This window comes from Eikenella corrodens, assembly GCF_900187105.1.
GTDB classification, from domain to species: Bacteria; Pseudomonadota; Gammaproteobacteria; order Burkholderiales; family Neisseriaceae; genus Eikenella; species Eikenella corrodens.
In genome coordinates this window covers 1,856,527-1,876,939 of sequence record NZ_LT906482.1, presented here as the reverse complement: position 1 = coordinate 1,876,939, position 20,413 = coordinate 1,856,527, and the positions used below count along the sequence as shown (strand labels likewise).

At 55.3% G+C, this 20,413-nt stretch carries 18 protein-coding genes; 7 read left to right on the top strand and 11 right to left on the bottom strand.

Annotated features, from left to right (window positions below; all coding sequences use genetic code 11):
• Positions 1-202: 202 nt before the first annotated feature.
• A complete protein-coding gene (gene alaS / locus CKV94_RS09480; protein ID WP_003821766.1) occupies positions 203-2,824 on the top strand; it encodes an alanine--tRNA ligase in 2,622 nt (873 codons plus the stop codon).
• Between the two features lie 104 nt (positions 2,825-2,928).
• Positions 2,929-3,279, top strand: a complete 351-nt coding sequence (locus CKV94_RS09475) for a VOC family protein (protein WP_003821768.1) — start codon at positions 2,929-2,931, stop codon at positions 3,277-3,279.
• A 119-nt stretch (positions 3,280-3,398) separates the two neighbouring features.
• Here the strand turns inward: CKV94_RS09475 and CKV94_RS09470 are convergent, their stop codons facing one another.
• The 4 genes from CKV94_RS09470 to CKV94_RS09455 all read right to left on the bottom strand — a co-directional run bounded on the left by CKV94_RS09470 (position 3,399) and on the right by CKV94_RS09455 (position 8,075).
• On the bottom strand, positions 3,399-4,955 hold the full coding sequence (locus CKV94_RS09470) for an L-lactate permease (RefSeq protein ID WP_035579692.1): 1,557 nt from the start codon (positions 4,953-4,955) through the stop codon (positions 3,399-3,401).
• A 203-nt stretch (positions 4,956-5,158) separates the two neighbouring features.
• Positions 5,159-6,613, bottom strand: coding sequence for a LutB/LldF family L-lactate oxidation iron-sulfur protein (locus tag CKV94_RS09465; RefSeq protein WP_003821770.1), 1,455 nt, complete (start codon positions 6,611-6,613; stop codon positions 5,159-5,161).
• Positions 6,610-7,308 carry a LutC/YkgG family protein gene (locus tag CKV94_RS09460; RefSeq protein ID WP_003821771.1) on the bottom strand — a complete coding sequence of 233 codons (699 nt, stop codon included), beginning with the start codon at positions 7,306-7,308 and terminating at the stop codon, positions 6,610-6,612. Before CKV94_RS09460 ends, CKV94_RS09465 begins: the two co-directional genes overlap by 4 nt.
• Positions 7,305-8,075 (bottom strand): (Fe-S)-binding protein, encoded by a 771-nt coding sequence (locus tag CKV94_RS09455; RefSeq protein WP_003821772.1) that lies wholly within the window; start codon positions 8,073-8,075, stop codon positions 7,305-7,307. The genes CKV94_RS09460 and CKV94_RS09455 overlap by 4 nt, the downstream gene beginning before the upstream one ends.
• A 205-nt stretch (positions 8,076-8,280) precedes the next feature.
• Between CKV94_RS09455 and CKV94_RS11240 the strand changes: the two genes are divergently transcribed.
• Positions 8,281-8,616: a hypothetical protein gene (locus CKV94_RS11240; RefSeq protein ID WP_153716635.1), complete on the top strand. Its 336-nt coding sequence runs from the start codon at positions 8,281-8,283 to the stop codon at positions 8,614-8,616.
• Positions 8,617-8,668: 52 nt separating this feature from the next.
• Here the strand turns inward: CKV94_RS11240 and CKV94_RS09450 are convergent, their stop codons facing one another.
• The 3 genes from CKV94_RS09450 to feoB all read right to left on the bottom strand — a co-directional run bounded on the left by CKV94_RS09450 (position 8,669) and on the right by feoB (position 12,087).
• Complete coding sequence (locus CKV94_RS09450; RefSeq protein ID WP_035579694.1) at positions 8,669-9,778, bottom strand: glycerol dehydrogenase; 1,110 nt, start codon at positions 9,776-9,778, stop codon at positions 8,669-8,671.
• A gap of 312 nt (positions 9,779-10,090) precedes the next feature.
• The gene (locus CKV94_RS09445; RefSeq protein ID WP_003821776.1) at positions 10,091-10,225 is read right to left on the bottom strand and encodes a FeoB-associated Cys-rich membrane protein; all 135 of its coding nucleotides are present in this window, start codon (positions 10,223-10,225) and stop codon (positions 10,091-10,093) included.
• Positions 10,225-12,087, bottom strand: coding sequence for a ferrous iron transporter B (feoB, locus tag CKV94_RS09440; protein WP_035579697.1), 1,863 nt, complete (start codon positions 12,085-12,087; stop codon positions 10,225-10,227). The genes CKV94_RS09445 and feoB overlap by 1 nt, the downstream gene beginning before the upstream one ends.
• A gap of 162 nt (positions 12,088-12,249) precedes the next feature.
• Here feoB and CKV94_RS09435 point away from each other — a divergent pair, with 162 nt between their 5' ends.
• Positions 12,250-12,903, top strand: coding sequence for an IS1595 family transposase (locus CKV94_RS09435; protein WP_095114614.1), 654 nt, complete (start codon positions 12,250-12,252; stop codon positions 12,901-12,903).
• A 52-nt stretch (positions 12,904-12,955) separates the two neighbouring features.
• Here CKV94_RS09435 and CKV94_RS09430 read toward each other — a convergent pair whose 3' ends face one another.
• Positions 12,956-13,273 carry a FeoA family protein gene (locus CKV94_RS09430; RefSeq protein WP_003821781.1) on the bottom strand — a complete coding sequence of 106 codons (318 nt, stop codon included), beginning with the start codon at positions 13,271-13,273 and terminating at the stop codon, positions 12,956-12,958.
• A gap of 703 nt (positions 13,274-13,976) precedes the next feature.
• Between CKV94_RS09430 and pip the strand changes: the two genes are divergently transcribed.
• The gene (gene pip, locus CKV94_RS09425) at positions 13,977-14,915 is read left to right on the top strand and encodes a prolyl aminopeptidase (RefSeq protein WP_003821784.1); all 939 of its coding nucleotides are present in this window, start codon (positions 13,977-13,979) and stop codon (positions 14,913-14,915) included.
• Positions 14,916-15,147: 232 nt separating this feature from the next.
• A complete protein-coding gene (aspA, locus tag CKV94_RS09420; protein ID WP_003821785.1) occupies positions 15,148-16,545 on the top strand; it encodes an aspartate ammonia-lyase in 1,398 nt (465 codons plus the stop codon).
• Positions 16,546-16,627: 82 nt separating this feature from the next.
• Here aspA and CKV94_RS09415 read toward each other — a convergent pair whose 3' ends face one another.
• Positions 16,628-17,785, bottom strand: a complete 1,158-nt coding sequence (locus tag CKV94_RS09415; protein ID WP_035579700.1) for a THUMP domain-containing class I SAM-dependent RNA methyltransferase — start codon at positions 17,783-17,785, stop codon at positions 16,628-16,630.
• A gap of 160 nt (positions 17,786-17,945) precedes the next feature.
• Here CKV94_RS09415 and mutY point away from each other — a divergent pair, with 160 nt between their 5' ends.
• On the top strand, positions 17,946-18,962 hold the full coding sequence (gene mutY, locus CKV94_RS09410) for an A/G-specific adenine glycosylase (protein WP_035579703.1): 1,017 nt from the start codon (positions 17,946-17,948) through the stop codon (positions 18,960-18,962).
• Between the two features lie 106 nt (positions 18,963-19,068).
• Here the strand turns inward: mutY and CKV94_RS09405 are convergent, their stop codons facing one another.
• The gene (locus CKV94_RS09405) at positions 19,069-19,986 is read right to left on the bottom strand and encodes an EamA family transporter (RefSeq protein ID WP_003821788.1); all 918 of its coding nucleotides are present in this window, start codon (positions 19,984-19,986) and stop codon (positions 19,069-19,071) included.
• Positions 19,987-20,031: 45 nt separating this feature from the next.
• The gene (locus CKV94_RS09400; RefSeq protein ID WP_023886358.1) at positions 20,032-20,283 is read right to left on the bottom strand and encodes a DUF1289 domain-containing protein; all 252 of its coding nucleotides are present in this window, start codon (positions 20,281-20,283) and stop codon (positions 20,032-20,034) included.
• Positions 20,284-20,413: the final 130 nt, after the last annotated feature.

The window sequence follows — 20,413 nt, the reverse complement described above, 5'->3', positions numbered from 1 at the left end:
CCTGAGCCCTGGCAAATAAGGCTACCTGAAAAGCGTATTTGCAATTTTCAGGTAGCCTGCAAGCAAAAGGCTACCTGAAAATCCTGCCCTTTCATCCACCGTGCAAGTAGGCAGCCACCTGCAATATGCAGTAAAATCACGCCCAATTTTTGTTAAGCGCGCCAGCCGCCCGAATCATTATTTTGAAAGATACCGAAACGCCATGAAAACCTCCGAACTACGCCAAAAATTCCTAAAATTCTTCGAATCCAAAGGTCACACCATCGTCCGCTCTTCCAGCCTCGTGCCACACGACGACCCGACGCTGCTGTTTACCAACGCCGGTATGAACCAGTTTAAAGACGTGTTCCTCGGCTTTGACAAACGCGCCTACAACCGCGCTACCACCGCGCAAAAATGCGTACGCGCCGGCGGTAAACACAACGACTTGGAAAACGTCGGTTACACCGCCCGCCACCACACCTTCTTTGAAATGATGGGCAACTTCTCCTTTGGCGACTACTTCAAACGCGACGCCATCCACTTCGCTTGGGAATTCCTCACTTCCCCCGAATGGCTGAACATCCCCAAAGAAAAACTCTTGGCAACCGTATACGCCGAAGACGACGAAGCCTACAACATTTGGCTGAACGAAATCGGTATGCCTGCCGAGCGTATCGTCCGCATCGGCGACAACAAAGGCGCGAAATACGCGTCCGACAACTTCTGGCAGATGGGCGACACCGGCCCCTGCGGCCCGTGCTCCGAAATTTTCTACGACCACGGCGAAGAAATCTGGGGCGGCATTCCGGGCAGCCCTGAAGAAGACGGCGACCGTTGGATTGAAATTTGGAACTGCGTATTCATGCAGTTCAACCGCGACGAACAAGGCAATATGAACCCGCTGCCCAAACCGTCCGTCGATACCGGCATGGGCTTGGAGCGCATGGCGGCCGTGATGCAACACGTTCACAGCAACTACGAAATCGACCTGTTCCAAGACCTGCTCAAAGCCGTTGCCCGCGAAACCGGCGCGCCGTTCAGTATGGACGAACCAAGCCTGAAAGTCGTTGCCGACCACATCCGCTCCTGCTCCTTCCTGATTGCCGACGGCGTGATGCCTTCCAACGAAGGCCGCGGCTATGTACTGCGCCGCATCATCCGCCGCGCCGTACGCCACGGTTACAAACTCGGTCAGAAACAGGCGTTTTTCTACAAACTCGTGCCCGATTTGGTGAAAGCGATGGGCGATGCGTATCCCGAGTTGAAAGAGAAACAAGCGCAAATTGAAGAAGCCCTGAAAAACGAGGAAAGCCGCTTCGCCCAAACTTTGGAAACCGGCATGGCTTTGCTGGAAAACGCCTTAACCAAAGGCAGCAACAAACTGGACGGCGAAATCATCTTCAAACTCTACGACACCTACGGCTTCCCATACGATTTGACCGCCGACATCTGCCGCGAACGCAATATCAACTTGGACGAAGATGGCTTCAACCGCGAAATGGAAGCCCAACGCGCTCGCGCCCGCGCCGCGCAAAACTTCAAAGCAAACGCGCAACTGGACTACACAGGCGCGGACACCGAATTCACAGGCTACGAAAAACGCAGCCAAGACACCAAAATCATCGCTTTATACAAAGGCAGCGAAGCCGTGGACGAACTCCAAGTGGGCGAAGCAGGCGTGGTTGTTTTGGAACAAACCCCGTTCTACGCCGAAAGCGGCGGTCAAGTCGGCGACGTAGGCTTTATCTTCGCAGGAGAAAACCGCTTCCGCGTCGAAGACACGCAAAAAATCAAAGCCGCCGTACACGGACAATTCGGCGCGGTCGTTTCAGGTCGTCTGAAAGTCGGCGATGCCGTATCCGCCGAAATTGACAACGACATCCGCGACAACATCATGCGCAACCACAGCGTTACCCACCTGATGCACAAAGCCTTGCGCGATGTTTTGGGCACGCACGTCGAACAAAAAGGCAGCCTGCAAAACGCCGAGCTGACCCGCTTCGACATCTCCCACCCGCAAGGCATCAACGCGGAAGAAATCGCCGAAGTCGAACGCCGCGTCAACGCCGCGATTATCGCCAACGTGCCCGTCAAAGTGGAAACCATGTCCATTGAAGACGCGCAAAAATCTGGCGCCATGATGCTCTTCGGCGAAAAATACGGCGACTTCGTCCGCGTCATCACCATGGGCGACTACTCCACCGAACTGTGCGGCGGCACCCACGTCGCCCGCACCGGCGATATCGGTTTCTTCAAAATCATCAGCGAAGGCGGCATCGCCGCAGGCATCCGCCGTGTAGAAGCCATCACCGGCCTTGCCGCGCTGGCATGGGCGCAAAACCAAGAAAGTCTGATGAAAAACATCATCGCTGAAGTCAAAGCCCAAACCGAAAAAGACGTCCTCGCCAAAATCCAAGCCAACGCCGCCAACGCCAAAGCCTTGGAAAAAGAGTTGGCAAAAGCCAAAGCCGAACTTGCCGTCCACGCAGGCGCAAAACTCTTGGACAACGCCAAAGACTTGGGCGCAGCCAAACTCGTCGCCGCCCAAATCGAAGCCGACGCAGCCGCCCTGCGCGAAATCGTTACCGATTTAACCGGCAAATCCGACAACGCCGTGATTCTTTTGGCGGCAGTAAACGACGGCAAAGTCTCCCTGTGCGCCGGCGTATCCAAACCGCTGACAAACAAAGTAAAAGCCGGCGATTTGGTCAAATTCGCAGCCGAACAAGTCGGCGGCAAAGGCGGCGGCAGACCGGATTTGGCACAGGCCGGCGGTACGGATGCTTCCCAAGTCGGCACGATGCTGGATTCGGCAGAAGGCTGGGTTAGAGAGAAGCTGTAATTAGAAAAGTGCAGGCTGCCTGAGAGTGGGTTTTCAGGTAGCCTGAAACTCATATTGAATATTGATGTCTGATTAATTCAGCCGCTTTAAAATAAGGATTGAGCATGGGCGTTAAACGCATTGTGGCCAATATAAACGCAACCCAACCCGCCGCAGCAAAGGCTTTCTACCATGACCTGCTTGGATTGGAATTGCTGATGGATCATGGGTGGATACAGACCTACGGACAGGATACGACTATGTCTGTGCAGGTCAGTTTTGCCAGTGAAGGCGGTTCTGGCATGCCTGTGCCTGATTTGTCTATTGAGGTGGATAATCTGGACGAATTATTAGAGCGGATGCAGCATGCTGGTTTCACGCCTGAATATGGGCCGACTACTGAACCTTGGGGCGTGCGCCGCTTTTTTGTGCGCGATCCGTTTGGGCAGCTGGTGAATATTTTGCAGCATGAGTAAACGATTCTCTAGGGGGAGAGTTTACATAGCATAGCACCAGCAAACTTTCAGGTAGCCTTCCCATACAAACAGCCTGCACTCTCCAAACTAGAGTGCAGGCTGTTTTGATGCCAACAACGTTACAGTGCGAATGCAGTAAAGCAATACACCGTAATGCCCGCAATAATCACATACGCAATCGCATAAGGCATGGCCGAGCGCAGGAAGGCGCCTTCTTGGCCTTGCTGTTCGCAGGCGGCAGTGGCGATGGCGATGCTTTGCGGCGAAATAATTTTGCCGCCGGTCGCGCCGGCCGTGTTGGCGGCGGCGAGCCATGATTTATTCATGCCCAGTTGGTCAGCCACGGAGGCTTGCAGTTTGCCGAACAGGATGTTGGAAGAAGTGTCGCTGCCGGTGGCGAAGGTGCCGATGGCGCCCACCAGCGGTGCAACCAGCGGATAGAACGTGCCGGTGGCGTCTACCAAGCCTTTGGCAATCACGGCAATCATGCTGCTGTGGCTCATAATCGCGCTCATGGCCACCAAGCAGATGACGGTGATGCCAGAAGCCTTCATTTTCACCAAAGTCTGCCCCAGAATTTGGAACAGTTTTCCGGCGGAAACGCCTTGCACCAAGCCGCCGATAAACGCGCCCAAGAACAGCATCAAGCCGGCGTTAGACAACCAGCCGAAGGAGAAATATTTGCCTTCCGCATAAATCGGCAGGTGGATTTTGCTCACCAGTGTGGATTTCAAAAACGCGCTGATGGGGCCGGACAAGGGGCTGGCCATGATGATGAAGAACAGGATGAAGCCGTACACCGCCCATGCTTTTGCCATTTGCCCCATGCTGATGGCTTTATCGGCAGGCGTATCTTTTTTCTCGGTCATTTTCGCATACAGCACGATGAAGACGATACAGGCAATGCTGCCCAAAATGGCAGGCGTTTCCGCGCCGATGAAATAAGCGGCCACAAACTGAACGCCCAGCGACAAGCCGCCAACCACGGCCGACAGGATAATGTTGGGCACGAGGTATTTTTTAGAAGTGTCGGTCAGCATCAGGATGACGAACGGCACCAAGAACATCAAGAAGCCCAGCTGAATCACCACGTCCCCGGCAATGGCATGGGTCTGCTCGGAAGTTACTACCGAGCCGAACACTTCTTTGGCCAAGGTAATTACGGGGATACCGACCGCGCCGAAGCCGGTGGCCACGCTGTTGCCGATGAGCGATACGAGCGCGGAGAAGCGCGGGCTGAAGCCCAAACCAATCAAGATGGCGGCCGGAATCGCCACTGCCGTGCCGAAGCCCGCCATGCCTTCCAGCAGGCCGCCGAAGCCCCACACAATCAGCAGCACCTGAATGCGCTTGTCGCTGGAAATGTTGGTAAATTGTTGTTTAATCACTTCAATCTGTTTGCTTTCCAGCAGCACGTTGTAGCTGAACAAAGCCATCAGAATCACAATCAGAATGGGGAAGATGGCTTTCAACACACCTTCGGCAAATGCCCAGCCGACGTATCCGGCGCCGTAGCCTGTGGGGGGCGCGAAGCCGCTCACGTTGGGTACGGCAAAAATAGCAATCAAAACAGCGGACAACGCAGCCAAGATAGCGCTGCGGTCGCCGCGCATTTTGAAGCCGATCATTAAAATAATCAGAAATAAGATGGGAAAGACGGAAAGGGCGATACTCATGATGTCTCCGTGTGTGTCAATAAAACGCCGTGAAGGCAGGGGGAGGCGGTAAATACAGGGTGCAGGCTGCTTTTTGAGCATTCGAACATAGAGCGCAGCGCTTGCCGTACGCCATCAGGCTACCTGAAAAAGGCTACCTGAAACGGTTTCGGCTTCGCGCCGCGCTATGGTTATATTTGCTCAGAAAGCAGCCTGCACTCGGTTTAGCCGGAAGTTTTCTGTTGTTTTTCTTGCAACAACTGGTGCAGCGATTTGGGCGCGGGCTTCATCGGCACGTGGTTGTCGGTCCAGGTCAGCTGTTTGCCCGGGGTCAGGCCGCGGAATTTGGTGGCCAGCGCACCGAACATGCGGTAGGCGGTTTTGCCGGCGAAGATACCGTCGAACATGCGCCAAGCCAGCTGCTCGCCCAAGGTGTGCGACGCGCCTTGGCCTTTAATCGGATAGGGTACGGCTTCGTCGGGCGCACGTTGGGCTTCTTCGCGCAGGCGCTGCATTTGCTCGGTAATCGGGATTTTCACGGGGCAGACTTCCACGCATGCGCCGCACATGGTGCAGGCGGTGGGCAGGTCGCGGGTGGGCTCCAAACCCAGCAGATGCGGCGACAGGATTTCGCCGATCGGGCCGGGATAGGTGGTGCCGTAGGCTGCGCCGCCGATGCGGGTGTACACCGGGCAGTGGTTCATACACGCGCCGCAGCGGATACATTGCAGCGTGCGGCGCATTTGCTCTTCGCCGTAGGCCTGGCTGCGGCCATTGTCCAGCAGCACCAGGTGCATTTCCTGCGGGCCGTCCAGCTCGTCGGAACGGCGCGGGCCGGTAATCATGTTGAAATAAGTGGTGATGTTCTGACCGATGGCGCTGCGCGGCAGCAGGCTATAAAGCGGCGGGATATCGGACAGTTTGGCCACCACTTTTTCAATGCCGGTAATGGCGATGTGCACGGGCGGCACGGTGGTGGACAGGCGGCCGTTGCCTTCGTTTTCCACCAGGCACAGCGTGCCGGTTTCGGCCACGGCGAAGTTCACGCCGCTCAGGCCGACATCGGCGGTGCGGTACACGTCGCGCAGGGCTTGGCGGGCGAAGCCAGTGAGTTGGTCCACGTCGTCGGTCAGCGGCGTGCCGATGTTGTTGTGGAACAGTTCGCTCACCTGCTCTTTGGTTTTGTGGATGGCGGGCATCACGATGTGGGTCGGTTTTTCGCCGGCCATTTGCACGATATATTCACCCAAGTCGCTTTCCACGGCTTTAATGCCGCGGTCGGCCAGATAATGGTTCAGCTCGATTTCTTCGCTCACCATCGATTTGCCTTTCACCATCAGTTTGCCCTGATGGTGCATGATGATGCCGTGGATGATGCGGCAGGCTTCGTCGGGCGTTTCCGCCCAATGCACTTTCACGCCTAATTTGGTCAGGTTGCTTTCCAGCTGCTCCAGCAAATCGGGCAGTTTGGAGAGCGAACGCTGGCGGATGTGCTCGCACAGGGTGCGCAGCATTTGCAGTTCTTGTTCGTCCGACAGCACCATTTTGCGCTTGGTCATCAGCATATCCATGGCCGTGCGCAGGCTTTTGCGCAAGGGTTTGTCGGCCAGGGCTTCGCGCGCGTTGGCTTTAAAGGTTTCCGGGCGCGGATGGAAGTGTACGGTTTGTTCGGTTCTCATGTGGCATTCTCCAAATCGGCAGGGTCGATATTCTCGGGCAGGATGGCCAATACGACCATATCGCGCGGACCGTGTGCGCCGAAGGCAAGGGTTAATTGGATATCGGCGGTTTTTGACGGGCCGGATGCCAAAATGATATTGGTGGGCATGGCATCGATTAAGGCTTCGCCATGCAGTGCCGCATGAAAGGTGTCGTACATTTTACGTGTATCGAACAGGCAGATGTGTACGGGGGGAACCAGGCTTTGGCTGCGCGGTTCTTCGGGCGAAGAAACCATCATCACCGTGCCGGTGTGGGCGATGCCGCAAACGGACGAGGTGAAACCAGCCTGCACGTCGGCAAAGAATTCGTCTTTCCAATCGTCAATCGGTTTGGCGAAGGCGCGCGTTTCCACAGAAGCAGCCTGCAAAGCCTCTTGGGCGCGGCGACCGTGTTCGGTTTGCGGCGAAAGCAGCATGTTTTGCAAGCCTTTTTGCTGCGCCACTTCCACCAGCTTTTGTTCCCAATCGTTTTCGCGCACCCAGAAAATCTCGGTTTTCACCGCGCGCATGGTGGCCGCCCAATGGCGCAGGCGGTCGGTTTCGCTTTCCCATTCGGGCGACATTTCTTGGTAGTAATCGAAAGTTTGCGGCTCCGCCATCGGATAGGCGTTGGCTTTGCGGAGTTTGGCCAGAATATTGTCGCGCGCGCTCATGCTTTACCTCCCGTGCGTTCCAGCAAGAATGTGGCAATGTGTTTGGGTTTGGGCATGTTCGGCTCGTCTTTGGCGATTTTGCCGCCAATGTTCATCATGCAGCCTGCATCCGCGCTCACGATTTCCGTGGCCTGCGTTTCTTTCAGCGCGGCCACTTTGTCGGTGACCATCGCGCCGGAAATGTCGGACTGCTTCACGGAGAACGTGCCGCCAAAGCCGCAGCATTCGCTTTCGTGGTCGTGCACGATGCGCGCCACGTTTTGCAGACTGTCGATCAGCTTCCAGCCGGTAATGTGCACGCCCATTTCACGGCGCGCCGCGCAGGAAGTATGCACTGCCACTTTCACCGGCTCGCCCACGTCTTTGGGCTCGTAGCCGATGTCGACCAAGAAATTGGTGAACTCAACCACACGGCCGGCCAATTCGTTGGCGCGCTGTTCGTATTCGCTGCCTTTAAACAATTTGGGCCAATGGTGCTTCATCATGCCGCCGCAAGAGCCGGAAGGCACGACGATAGGATAGTTTTCGGTGAACAAGGTGAGCTGGGCTTTGGCGACATTGAACGCTTCTTCGCGGTGCCCAGAAGAGAATGCAGGCTGCCCGCAGCAGCTTTGCTCCATCGGGAAATGCACTTTGATGCCTTGCTGCTCCAGCAGCGTGATGGCATCCATACCTGCTTCCGGCATAAACAAATCCAAAAGGCAGGTGCCGAAAAAGTAAACATCGGCGGGCTTGCCGCCGTGCTGGGTGGTTTGGTTGGTGTTCATGATAATGCTTCTTATAGTTATTTAAGAATCAATAAATGTATTTGCCATAGCAAATCCGCGCTACTTTAAGCGATATACTTTTCAACGGTCAAGATACTTATTAAAGAATGGTTAATGGTGAATGTTGCTAACATACGTAGAGAGCAGCTTTAGCGGATTACAGAGTAAAATTCGTTGTTATGCGGGAGAGATAGGAAATTGATGTTTGAACAATGGATTGCCATTCCATTCGACTAAAGGCTACCTGAAAATTTGGGAGTACGGCATAAAAAATACCGGCGTGGCAACGCCGGTATTGCATAATCCGAAAGGCTGTTTCACTAGCCAATTTATAACAAAAAGGCTACCTGAAATTTTTCAGGTAGCCTTCTCACCACAAACACCCTACCCATCTAAAGTGCAGGCTGCTTTTTCAAGGAAGAATGCTCAATCTCATGAAATGGCTGAAAATAATGCTTTTGCAGCTTTATCCGGGCTGAGACTTTTTGTGGTTTGGGAAACGGACACAGCGCACCCCGCTGCCAGGTTTCAGGCTGCCTGAAACCAACCATGCTTTTCCGGCACGGTTGCCCGAAACAGCTGCCTCATCCAGCTCAACGCGCGGATTTTGCCAGATAATCACGGCCGAAGCGGTCGGCGGCGAGCAGTGCGGCATACACGTCGGCAGGCTGCACGTTGCCGGGCATATTGCCCATGGTGTCGCCTTCGGTGCAGGCGGCTTCGGCCACTTGGCGCATTTTGGCTTCAATGCCTTCGGTTACGCCGATTTGTGCCAGCGTAACGGGCAATCCGACATCCACGCATAATCCTACGACCTGTTCCAGCTCAGCGTTGTCTGCGTTTTCCAGCATGAGCTGGGTCAGCAATCCGAAAGCGACTTTTTCGCCATGCAGGTTGTGGTGGGTTTCGGGCAGCACGGTCAAACCGTTGTGCACCGAGTGCGCGCCTGCCAAACCGCCGCTTTCAAAACCCACGCCGCTCAAATAGGTGTTCGCCTCCACCACGCGCTCCACGGCGGGGGTTACCACTTTGTCTTTTACGGCAGATACGGCTTTGCGTCCGTTTTCCAGCAGCGTTTCGTAACAGAGTTTGGCCAGCGTGAGCGCGGTGGGCGACACTTTCGCCCCGGCCATGGTGTCCGCGCCGCTGTTGGCGCAGGCACGCGCTTCAAACCATGTAGCCAGTGCGTCGCCGATGCCCGCGGCCAGCAGGCGCACCGGTGCGTTGGCCACTACTTCGGTGTCCACTAGCACGCGTTCGGGATTGTTGGGGAAGAACAGGTAGGATTCAAACTCGCCCGCATCGGTGTAAATCACGGACAGCGCGGAACACGGCGCATCGGTAGAGGCGATGGTGGGGCACACGACCACGGGCAGGCCTGCGTAATAGGCAACCGCTTTGGCCGCATCCAATGTTTTGCCGCCGCCCACGCCGATAACGGCTTTGGCGCCGTTTTGTTCGGCAATGTTTTTTACACGTTCGATTTCGGTGCGGCTGCACTCGCCGTTAAACGGCACAATCGTGTGCTGCACGCCGGACGCATTCAGGCTACCTGAAAGTTTGTCCTGCAAGATGGACAGGACGAATTTGTCCGCCAACACGGCTACGTTGTCAGCCAACGGCGAAACGTGTGCGCCGATTTGCCCGAACAGGCCTGCACCTTGGATGTATTTGCCGGGAGATTGGATGGCGATGGTTTGCATGGTATTTCCTTTCATCAGGTTGGATAAGGTCGGATGGTGTTGTCTGTTTACTCAACCGAAAAATAAACCATAGTGCATGCCCCGATGCAAGGCGTGAAGGCGATGTTGTTGTTTTAAATCAAAGAATACTTCTTCCAAGCCACCCTATCCTTCACGCAAATCCGTGTCTGACTGTTGGCGCATTAGAAATTTCAGGTAGCCTCAAACTTCCGAAAGGCTACCTGAAAGCGTCAGCTTCAACGAAGTTAAAATGCAAAAGCAGCCTGCACCTTCCGCCAAACGAAGTGCAGGCTGCTTTTCTATTCGGCAGGCCTAACCGCAGCCGCCGCATTTGCCGCAGCCACTGCTGCAATCGTGTTTCGTTTTTTTGGGTTTGAACACGAACTTCCGCAGCAGGAAGAATGCGCTGGCAAGCATGATGAGGGCGACGATAATATATTGAGTCATCACAAAATCCTTGAAGTAATTTGATACACGATAAAAGCCGCGAGGTAGGCGAGTGCGAACATATAGCCTGTAATTATAGCCGTTTGTTTCAGCGATTTGGTTTCGCGCCTAATCACGGCCAAAGTGGCGGCGCACATGGGGGCGTACACATACCAGGCCAAAAATGCGAAGGCAGTGGGCAGGCCCCAGTTGCTGTGGACGATGGGAATCAGCGCGTTCTGCACCGCGTCTTCGGACGACGCGCCCACGGCATACACCGTGCCCAGCGCGGCCACGACCACTTCACGCGCGGCAATACCCGGAATCATGGCGATACACATTTCCCAAGTGAAGCCCAGCGGGGCGAACAGCGGCTGGATGGCGTGGCCGATCATGCCGGCCAGGCTGTAATCAATTGCCGCACCGGTTGCGCCTTCGGGCGGCGCAGGCCAGCTCACCAAGCCCCACAGAATCACGGTCAGCGCGAAAATAATCGTGCCGGCGCGTTTCAGGAAGGCTTTCACCCTGTCCCACAGGCTGGTCAGGATGTGTTTGAAGTTGGGCATACGGAAGGTGGGCAGCTCCATCAACAGCGGGAACTGCTGCACGTTGCCCTTAATCCGCGCCAACCGTTTCATAAGGTAGGCGGCGAGTGCGGCGGACAGGATGCCGGCAATGTACAGCACAAACAGCGTCAGCCCTTGCAGGTTGAATATCCCGCCCACGGTGCGGTCAGGGATAACGGCGGCGATAATCAGCGCATACACGGGCAGCCGCGCGGAGCAGGTCAGCAGCGGGGCGACGGCGATGGTCACCAGCCGTTCGCGCGGGTCGTGGATGGTGCGGGCGGACATCACGGCGGGCACGGCGCAGGCGAAGCTGGACAGCAGCGGAATGAACGAACGGCCGGACAAGCCGCTTTTCGCCATCACGTTATCCAGTAAAAATGCGGCGCGCGGCAGATAGCCCGAGTCTTCCAGCAGCAGGATGAAGGCGAACAGGATGGTAATCTGCGGCAGGAACACCAGCACGCTGCCTGTGCCGGCAATCACGCCGTTCACGATTAAATCGTTCAAAATGCCGGGCTGCATATTGGCGGCCACCCATTCGCCCAGCCAGCCGAAGCCGCCTTCGATGGCTTCCATAATCGGCGCGGCCCAGGTGTATACGGCTTGGAACACCATAAACAGGATGACCATCAGCAACACCACGCCCCACACGGGGTGCAGCACGATTTCGTCCAATTTTTTATGCCAGGCGGGCAGGGTCATTTCCGTGCGCACGACTTGCGCCAAAATGGATTCGACTTCGCGGTAAAGCGCGTCGCTGTCCAATTCGTCCAACGTGCGTTCGGCGGAGGCGGGGTTGGCAGGGAACGAGCGTTTGCGCGGCAACTGCGCCACGGCTTCGCGCACCGCCTGCACACCCGATGCGCTCACGGCCACGGTTTCCAGTACGGGCACACCCAACAGTTCGCTCAATTTGGCCGCGTCGATATTCAACCCGCGCCGTTGTGCCACGTCGCTCATGTTCAGCGACACCACCATCGGCAGTTTCAGCGTTTTCAGTTCCAAAATCATGCGCAACGTCATGCGCAGGTTGGTCGCGTCGGCCACGGCAATGATGGCGTCGGGCGGAATGCCGAGTTTGCCCACCGCCACGTCTTTCGCCACCGCTTCGTCGGGGCTGGTAGTGCGCAGGCTGTATGTGCCGGGCAAATCGACAATGCGCACGGCTTCGTCGTCCAAAAACGCGCCTTCGCGCTTGTCCACCGTTACGCCCGGATAATTGGCCACTTTGGCGTGCGCGCCGGTCAGCCCGTTGAACAACACGGTTTTGCCGCAGTTCGGCGCGCCGATGAGGGCAAAATAGCTCAGTTCCATCGTATTTCCTTTTTGATTTTTCTCGGTTTTTCTTCTGTTTGCCGCGTGCAATCTGCTTTCGGGCGGCACAGGTTTCAGGCAGCCTGCACTTTGGTCGGCAGGGTTGCAGGCTGCTTTTTCATTGGGGCTGACGTAGATTAGCAGTCATGCTAGTCTACAAAAATGCAGATAACCAATTGTAAATTAAGCAAGAGAGTTCAAAAGAAACTACTTGAATTTTTTGTACTCCAAGTTACCGCCCGTTCCGCTGCCGATATTTTAGACATTCAGCCCAACTCCGCCATTCTGTTCTACCGCAAAATCCGTATGGTCATCAGCCATCATTTGGCCTTGGCTGCCGATGAGGTTTTCAATGGCTCCGTCGAATTGGACGAAAGCTATTTCGGCGGACGGCGTAAAGGCAGACGTGGTCGCGGTGCTGCAGGCAAAGTGGTTGTCTTTGGCATTCTGAAACGCAACGGACGGGTCTATACCGTTGTGGTGGATAATGCCAAGTCCGATACTTTGATGCCTGTTATCAAACAGAAAATCATGCCGGACAGTATTGTTTATACCGATAGTCTGAGCAGTTACGACAAGTTGGACGTGAGCGGTTTTATCCATTACCGCATCAACCATTCCAAGGAATTTGCAGACCGCCAGAACCACATCAACGGCATTGAGAACTTTTGGAATCAGGCAAAACGCGTCTTACGCAAGTACAACGGAATCGATCGCAAATCTTTCCCGCTGTTCTTGAAAGAATGCGAATTTCGGTTTAACTTCGGCACACCATCCCGGCAGCTTAAAATCTTGCGGGAGTGGTGTGGAATTTAGGGCTAATCTACGTCAGCCCCTTTTCATTTTAACTTCGTTGAAGCTGACGCTTTCAGGTAGCCTTTAAGGTGCAGGCTGCTTTTGTTCCGCATCGACCAAATGGTTCCGCATCGACCAAATGGCACATAATCTTCCCTGCCTCATCATGCCGCAGCGAAAACTGCGACTGGTTGCCCAAGCGCACCGCAAACGGCCCGCGCCCAAAGCCACCCACGGCAATCACCTGCAAAGGCATGCCGCCGGAAAAACCCAAATCTGCCAAGCGGCGCGACACCAAGGCATCGAGTTCGCCGAACACAGGATTGGGGACAATGGAATCGATATGCGCAACTGCGCCTTTGCGCAGCTGGGAGAGAGGAATAACGGACATAATTGTGCTCTCTTAGAATGAAGTTGGAGATCTCACAGAAAGAAATGATTTTGATTATTTCTTGCTTAGTTTACCATAAAAATAAATCTTATTAACGTAGAACTCAAACCGAAAACCGCAATCATTCTAGCTTTATTAAGTAATTTATTGTGCTAAATCAAAAAAGAAAGGTTTCTGCTCAAGGCAAGATATGGCATCAGAAGCAAAGAAGAAGGCTACCTGAAAATGCAACGCAGCAAAGTTTCTGCAAAGCTAAATTTTCAGGTAGCCTTTTATTTTGTTTCCTCATGTTGCTGAAGCAGCTTTCCATGTAGATTGACGGTCTGACGCTGGCGCTCCACCATATGTAAATGAAGCTATTTAGCCACACATAATTCCTACCTGCCAAGCCGCACCTATTGCGTATTTCAGCCCAACCATTACTCTATTAAACCATTTAAATAAAACAAATCTTTACGGAAATTTAAAAAATAAACAAAATGGTGTATGATTATTCTTACGATATGCCCGGAGCCGTTATATAGTTGTTCCAAATAGGAATGAAACCAGGCGGCAAGCTGCAGATAGTAAGCTAACCATAAAGCGAGCCAACGTCGTATCATTCCTTTTTAGAACATCTGTATACAGATGGCAAACGGAGTATCGATGAGCATCTGTTAGGCAATACCGATATCTGTCCAAATTCTGAATTAAGGAGAAGTTTATGTATCCGATTCAAGAACCACTCCGCAGCGGCATGCTGCCTGTATCTGAGCTCCACACGATCTACTGGGAGGAAAGCGGTAATCCCGCAGGCATCCCTGTTATCTTCCTGCACGGTGGCCCCGGCGCCGGATCTAGTCCGGCTTGCCGGGGTTTTTTCAATCCGGAAAAATACCGTGTCATCATCATCGACCAACGCGGCAGCGGCAAATCCACCCCTTATGCCGAAACTCGCGAAAACACCACTTGGGACTTGGTGGAAGATATTGAAAAAGTAAGAAAAATGCTTGGCATCGAGAGCTGGCTGGTATTCGGCGGCTCATGGGGTAGCACCCTTTCTCTCGCCTATGCCGAAACCTATCCCGACCGTGTACGCGGCTTGATTCTGCGTGGTATTTTCCTCTGCCGCCAAATTGAAATTAATTGGCTGAGCGAAGAAGGCGGCGTAAGCATGATTTACCCCGAGCAATGGCAACGCTATTTAGCCGCCGTGCCGCCGGAGCAACGCGCCGGTTCATTAGTTGAGGCTTATTATTGGATGCTTAATTCGCCCGACCCCGCCGTGCATCTGCCTGCCGCCAAAGCTTGGGCAGATTGGGAAAGCTGGCTGATTTGGTTCGACCCCAAACCGGTGGACGAAGACCCGCAAGCCTCCTTGGCCATCGCCCGCTTCGAAAACCACTATTTCATGCACCAAGGGTGGTTACAGGGCGACAAATCCATCTTGGCCAACGCCCACAAAATCCAGCATATCCCCACCATCATCGTGCAAGGCCGCTACGATCTCTGCACCCCCACCCGCAGCGCATGGGATTTGAAGCAGGCACTGCCGCAGGCCGATTTGCGTATTATCCAAAGCGGCCACTACGCGCAAAACCCTGCCATCGCCGATGCCCTAGTGCAGGCCACCGATGAATTTGCCGAACGGCTCGGCGCTTGATTGATTCCGTTGAGCACACGCGATGAGGCTACCTGAAAACCGTTTTGCTGTTTCAGGTAGCCTCTTTGATTTAACGCCAATCATGTCTAGCAACTAACTGCTATCATTTTGCTGGCAATGAATACTAACCAACACTCTCCCAACATAGTGCAGTACGCTATCAGCAATCTCTAGGCTAACGCTGCCGCCAGCCTGCATTAACCACCCTACCCCACTCAAAGGATAGCCAAACATGACAACCCGCACCGAACACGACCTCCTAGGCGAACGCGAAATCCCCGCAGCCGCCTATTGGGGCATCCACACCCTGCGCGCAGTGGAAAACTTCCAAATCTCCGGGCAGAAGATTTCCGACGTACCCCAGTTTGTACGCAGCATGGTGATGGTGAAAAAAGCCGCAGCCCAAGCCAACGGCGAGCTGGGCGCACTCAAGCCCGAAATCGCCGCCGCCATTGCCCAAGCCTGCGACGAGGTGCTGATTAAAGGCCGCTGCCTCGACCAATTCCCATCCGACGTATTCCAAGGCGGCGCCGGCACTTCGGTGAACATGAACACCAATGAAGTGATCGCCAACCTCGCATTGGAAGCCTTAGGCCACGCCAAAGGCCGCTACGACATCGTCAACCCCATGGATCATGTGAACGCCAGCCAATCTACTAACGATGCTTACCCCACCGGCTTCCGGCTGGCTGTGTACACCAGCATTGGCGAACTATTGGGCAAACTGGCACACCTGAAAGACACCTTTGCTGCCAAAGCCGATGAATTCAAAGGCATACTAAAAATGGGCCGCACCCAGCTGCAAGATGCCGTGCCCATGACTGCCGGCCAGGAATTCCAATCCTTCCAAGTGCTGCTGGCAGAAGAAGAAACCAACCTCGAACGCACCCGCCAACTGCTGCTGGAAGTAAACCTCGGCGCCACTGCCATCGGTACAGGCATCAATACGCCGCAAGACTACGCGCCGCTGGCCGTGCAAAAACTCTCCGAAATCAGCGACCTGCCCTGCAAGCTCACCGAAAACCTGATCGAAGCCACTTCCGACTGTGGCGCCTATGTGATGGTGCACGGCGCCCTGAAGCGCACTGCAGTAAAGCTCTCCAAAATCTGCAATGATCTGCGCCTACTCTCCTCCGGCCCGCGTGCCGGCCTGAAAGAAATCAACCTGCCGGAAATGCAGGCCGGCTCATCGATTATGCCCGCCAAGGTAAATCCCGTGATTCCCGAAGTGGTAAACCAAGTTTGCTTCAAAGTAATCGGCAACGACACCACCATCACCTTCGCCGCCGAAGCCGGCCAGCTCCAGCTCAACGTGATGGAGCCGGTTATCGCGCAATCCATGTTTGAAAGCATCTCGCTTTTAGGCAACGCCGCCATTACGTTGGCCGATAAATGCGTGCGCGGCATCACGGTAAACCGCGAAATCTGCGAACGCTACGTCTTCAACTCCATCGGTCTGGTAACCTATCTCAACCCCTATATCGGCCACGAAAACGGCGACTTGGTAGGCAAAATCTGCGCCCAAACCGGCAAAACCGTGCGCGAAGTGGTGCTGGAGCGCCAGCTCTTGAGCGAAGCGGAGCTCGACCGCATCCTGTCGCCACAAAACTTGGCCAATCCGCATTTATAAGCTTAAGTTGAAACAAAACAAAGGCTACCTGAAAACCGATTACTGGTTTTCAGGTAGCCTTTTGTTTGATGCTTAAATACAGCTATTCCACCTTAGGCGTGCGGTGGGAGCCGCGCACCATGTCAAGCAGGAACAGGCGGCAGTCGAGGTTGCCGTTATACAGGGGGATTTTGCGCTTGGGCGACAGGCGCATGAGTTTGGGCATGTCGCGGTCGGCGGTGAGCAGGCCGCAGAGCCAGCCGGGGTAGTGCTGTTTGAGCCAGGAGCCGAGCTGGGGGTAGAGCGCGTGCAGGGTTTGGACCTCTTCGAGGCGTACGCCGTAGGGCGGATTGGCGAGGAGGATGCCGTTTTCGCCGTTGGGGCGGGTGTCGCGCACGTCGGCTACCTGGAAAATGATGTGCCCGGCCACTTGGGCTTCGCGGGCGTTGATGGCGGCGGTTTGAATCAGGCGGCGGTCGGTGTCGCTGCCGGCGATGGGTGCGGGAGCTTGCGGCAACACGGCGGCTTGGGCTTCTTGGCGCAGGCGCTGCCAGAGGTCGGCATCAAAGTTGTCCAGCTGCTCAAAACCGAAACGGCGTTCGAGGCCGGGCGCGCGACGGGTGGCGATAAGGGCGGCTTCGATGGGGAGGGTGCCGCTGCCGCAGAAAGGGTCTTGGAAAGGCTGGCTGCCGTTGTAGCCGGCGAGCAGGAGCAGGCCGGCGGCGAGGTTTTCGCGCAGGGGGGCGGCACCGGTATCTTGGCGGTAGCCGCGTTTGAACAGGGCTTCGCCGCTGGTATCGATAAAGATGGCGGCATGCTGTTCGCTGATGAAGGCGTGGATGCGGATGTGCGGATTGGATTTGTCTACGCTGGGGCGTTGGCCTTGGTTGCTGCGGAAGCGGTCGCACAGGCCGTCTTTGATTTTGAGGGCGGTAAAGTCGAGACTTTTCACGCGGGCGCGTTTGCCTTCCACTTTGATTTTGAAGGTTTGCCCGGCATGAAACCAGTCTTCCCAACGAATGCTTTTGGCGGCGCGGTAAATGTCGTCTTCGCTGCGGTAGGGCTGTTTGGCCAGTTGCAGCAGGATGCGGCTGGCGGTGCGGGAGTGGAGGTTGGCGCGGTAGGCGGCTTCGAGGCTGCCTTGGCAGGATACGCCGCCATCGGTGGGGGCGATATGGGTGCAGCCTTGGGCGTCCAGCTCTTGGGTGAGGATGGTTTCGAGGCCGCGCGGGCAGGTGGCGAAGAGGGTATGGATGGTCATGACTGGCAATCGTGGTTGGTTTGGGCTGCGATTATAGCGGGAAACGGGCAGATTGCGGCGGAAGGCTACCTGAAAACCATCCGGCGGCAGCTTGGGCAGTATCATTGCCATTTTAATCCGCTATACAATACGGGATTTTCGGTTTCAGGTAGCCTTATCTATGAACACAGATTTCTCCGCCCGGCTGGTGCGCTGGCAAAAGCAACACGGGCGGCACGGCCTGCCTTGGCAGGTGCGCGATCCTTATGCGGTGTGGCTTTCGGAGATTATGCTGCAGCAAACGCAGGTGGCCACCGTGTTGGCATACTACCCGCGTTTTCTGGCGGCGTTTCCAAACGTAGCCGCGCTGGCCGCGGCGGATGAAGACGAAGTTCTCGCGCTGTGGGCCGGGCTGGGCTACTACAGCCGCGCCCGCAATCTGCATGCGGCGGCCAAACAAGTGATGCACGATTTCGGCGGCCGCTTTCCCGATACGCGCCAAGGCTTGGAAACGCTCAAGGGCGTGGGGCGCAGCACGGCGGCGGCGATTGCCGCCTTTGCCTTCGGCCGGCGCGAAGCGATTTTAGACGGCAACGTGAAGCGCGTTTTGTGCCGAGTGTTTGCACAAGACGGGGCAATCGGCGACAAAAAATTCGAAACCGTTTTGTGGGATTTGGCCGAAAGCCTGCTGCCCGCAGCCGAGGACATGACCCCCTACACGCAAGGGCTGATGGACTTGGGCGCGATGGTGTGCAAACGCAGCAAACCGCATTGCTATGCCTGCCCGATGGCGGAAATCTGCCTGGCCAAACAGCAAGGGCGGATTGCCGAACTGCCGCGCAAGAAAACCGCAGTGGCGGTGAAGGAAGTGGCGCTGTATTGGCTGGTGTTGCGCGACAAACGGGGCAGGGTGCTGCTGGAAAAACGCCCGTCCGGCGGCATTTGGGGCGGGCTCTACTGCGTGCCCTGCTTTGAGCGGCTGGATGACTTGTATGAACGTGCAGCCGCTTTCGGCGTGGCCGTAGAAGATTTGGCCGAAGGGGATTTGGTGAGCCACCGCCTCACGCACCGCCTGTTGCAGATTACGCCGTTGCAGGCAAACGGCGTGGCGGCCGCTGCGGCACACGGCAGCCTATGGGCCAATGCGGCGGAATACGGTTTGCCCAAGCCGCTGGCAGAATATTTGCGGCGCGGGTAAAGCAAGAGGCTACCTGAAAGTTTCAGGTAGCCTTTGTATTCGCATAGCCAAACAGCCGAATTGTTTTTCAGGTAGCCTTCCGGCGTCGATCAAGGCTACCTGAAACTTATATCGCAATGCCCAGCTTTGCCAGCAGCCAATCCAGATAAAACAGGCTGTAAATCGCCGCGAGTGCCAACACAATGCCGGCTTGGTTCACTGCCGAAATCTTCTCCTTGAATGCCAGCGCGCCGGTGAGCGTGCCCAACACAATCACGCCCAAGTTCATACCGGCAAATACCAAGGTCGGGTCGCCGGAAAACACATGGTGTGCCTTGATATAAAACAGAATATTGCCAAAATTCAACAACCCAAGCAGCAAACCGCCGGCAAAATCCGCCGCCTTGAGCGGTTTGCCCTGCCGCCACACATAACCCCACATCAACACGCAAGCCAGCGCAAAAGCCACAAACAGATTCAACGACAGCGCCTGCCCAGTTTTGGATAACTGCTTAAACAGAATATCAATTACCCCAAAGCCCAGCCATACTCCCGCCAGCCAAAACATCCCGCCATCTTGCTTACCCTTGCCAGGCTTGTAGAGCAAAGCTGCCAGCGCACTGAAGGCCAGCACAATGCTCACAATTTTATTGCTGTTCAGCCGTTCGCCAAACAGCAGGAAAGCCGCCAACACCGGCAATACCAGCGACAGCCGCTGCGCCGCATCCGAGCGCACAATCCCCGCCTGTTCCACCGCCCGCGCCATCACCACAAAAATACTCGGCAACAGCACGCCCAAAGCCAAAAACGGCCACAGGCCCCCAATATCCGCCCCACGCAGGCTATCCAGCGGCGGCGCAAGCAAAAACCAGCAGCAGGCCGTGGCCACAATATAGTTCACCGCAATCGCATGCTCAATGTGAACCCCTTTTTTGCGCGCGATTTTCAGTAGCACCGAAACCGCCACGCTGCACAAAACCGCCAAGGCAAGAAACTGCCATGTCCAAGAGTCAGGAAAAAAAGATAAAGCAGATAAAACCAACATGATTGATGTTTAATGATAAAAGAGAAAGAAGAATGAGCAGGATGCTTAGAAAAAATCGAAATCCATCTGCTCCGGCAGTTCAATAGAAACAGCCTGCTGTTCAGCCGCCAACTGCAACAGCTTGCGCTTGCGTAAACGGCACAGGCGCAGCACGTTCTGCTTCTGCGTATCCGTAAGCTTCAGCCAATACAGCCGCTCCTCACGGCTGCGCAAACAGCCTTTGCAATAGCCCTTGCTATTGGCCTGGCAAACGCCGATGCAGGGGCTGGGAATGCTGAAAAATTCGAGTTGTTCCATGATGTGTGCGAAACGCTGCGCGAAGGCGGCATTGTATAGCAAGCATTTGGAGGGAAGCCAGCGGCAGAAGGGTTGGCTGAAAATGCCATATCACCAGATTGCAACGAAACTGAAGTTTTCAGGTAGCCTA

Coding starts and splice junctions, on each gene's coding strand:
- alaS (WP_003821766.1), top strand. CDS start 203: ATGAAAACCTCCGAACTACGCCAAAAATTCCTAAAATTCTTCGAATCC.
- CKV94_RS09475 (WP_003821768.1), top strand. CDS start 2,929: ATGGGCGTTAAACGCATTGTGGCCAATATAAACGCAACCCAACCCGCC.
- CKV94_RS09470 (WP_035579692.1), bottom strand. CDS start 4,955: ATGAGTATCGCCCTTTCCGTCTTTCCCATCTTATTTCTGATTATTTTA.
- CKV94_RS09465 (WP_003821770.1), bottom strand. CDS start 6,613: ATGAGAACCGAACAAACCGTACACTTCCATCCGCGCCCGGAAACCTTT.
- CKV94_RS09460 (WP_003821771.1), bottom strand. CDS start 7,308: ATGAGCGCGCGCGACAATATTCTGGCCAAACTCCGCAAAGCCAACGCC.
- CKV94_RS09455 (WP_003821772.1), bottom strand. CDS start 8,075: ATGAACACCAACCAAACCACCCAGCACGGCGGCAAGCCCGCCGATGTT.
- CKV94_RS09450 (WP_035579694.1), bottom strand. CDS start 9,778: ATGCAAACCATCGCCATCCAATCTCCCGGCAAATACATCCAAGGTGCA.
- CKV94_RS09445 (WP_003821776.1), bottom strand. CDS start 10,225: ATGACTCAATATATTATCGTCGCCCTCATCATGCTTGCCAGCGCATTC.
- feoB (WP_035579697.1), bottom strand. CDS start 12,087: ATGGAACTGAGCTATTTTGCCCTCATCGGCGCGCCGAACTGCGGCAAA.
- CKV94_RS09435 (WP_095114614.1), top strand. CDS start 12,250: ATGCAGATAACCAATTGTAAATTAAGCAAGAGAGTTCAAAAGAAACTA.
- CKV94_RS09430 (WP_003821781.1), bottom strand. CDS start 13,273: ATGTCCGTTATTCCTCTCTCCCAGCTGCGCAAAGGCGCAGTTGCGCAT.
- pip (WP_003821784.1), top strand. CDS start 13,977: ATGTATCCGATTCAAGAACCACTCCGCAGCGGCATGCTGCCTGTATCT.
- aspA (WP_003821785.1), top strand. CDS start 15,148: ATGACAACCCGCACCGAACACGACCTCCTAGGCGAACGCGAAATCCCC.
- CKV94_RS09415 (WP_035579700.1), bottom strand. CDS start 17,785: ATGACCATCCATACCCTCTTCGCCACCTGCCCGCGCGGCCTCGAAACC.
- mutY (WP_035579703.1), top strand. CDS start 17,946: ATGAACACAGATTTCTCCGCCCGGCTGGTGCGCTGGCAAAAGCAACAC.
- CKV94_RS09405 (WP_003821788.1), bottom strand. CDS start 19,986: ATGTTGGTTTTATCTGCTTTATCTTTTTTTCCTGACTCTTGGACATGG.
- CKV94_RS09400 (WP_023886358.1), bottom strand. CDS start 20,283: ATGGAACAACTCGAATTTTTCAGCATTCCCAGCCCCTGCATCGGCGTT.